The organism is Neoalteromonas flava, assembly GCF_002807685.1.
Taxonomy (GTDB): domain Bacteria; phylum Pseudomonadota; class Gammaproteobacteria; order Enterobacterales; family Alteromonadaceae; genus Alteromonas_E; species Alteromonas_E flava.
Genome location: NZ_PEAX01000033.1, coordinates 1 through 570 on the forward strand (window position 1 = coordinate 1; position 570 = coordinate 570).

A 570-nucleotide genomic window follows, 5' to 3' on the forward strand; every position below is an offset into this window, starting at 1 on the left:
TTTGTGTTTCATGACTGGGGTGAAGTCGTAACAAGGTAACCCTAGGGGAACCTGGGGTTGGATCACCTCCTTACCTTAAAGTCGATGGACGCACTTGATGCAGTGCTCACACAGATTGTTTTGTTATGAATGTAAAGATCGAGAGTCTTAATTAATAAGACACTTATTGATTAAGGTTCTTACCTTAAACCTGTTCTTTAACAATTTGGAAAAGCTGATATTAATTTAATCCAAGAGTAACTGATTGAATTGTTATTTTTAGAAATGACGGTTCTTTCAAGCGAAACTTGTATATCGAGCAAATTAGTTTGCTGCAAAGAGTACTGTAAGTCCTCCTTGCGCAAATGTCGCGATGAAAGCTAACGCAATCATCACGAATTTGCACGTAACGATTAGCGATTGTCACGTTACAGCCTGGCGAAAGCCGCTAATAGTCTGGAGTCAAAAGGCAGACATATTAGGGTTGTATGGTTAAGTGACTAAGCGTATACGGTGGATGCCTTGGCAGTTAGAGGCGATGAAGGACGTGTAAGTCTGCGAAAAGCTGTGGTGAGCTGACAAAACGCATTT

At 40.9% G+C, this 570-nt stretch carries 2 rRNA genes; both read left to right on the plus strand.

Annotation, left to right across the window (positions count from 1 at the left end):
* A 16S ribosomal RNA gene (locus tag CSH92_RS17010) occupies nt 1-73 on the plus strand; the annotation flags it as partial.
* A 396-nt stretch (nt 74-469) separates the two neighbouring features.
* A 23S ribosomal RNA gene (locus CSH92_RS17015) occupies nt 470-570 on the plus strand; the annotation flags it as partial.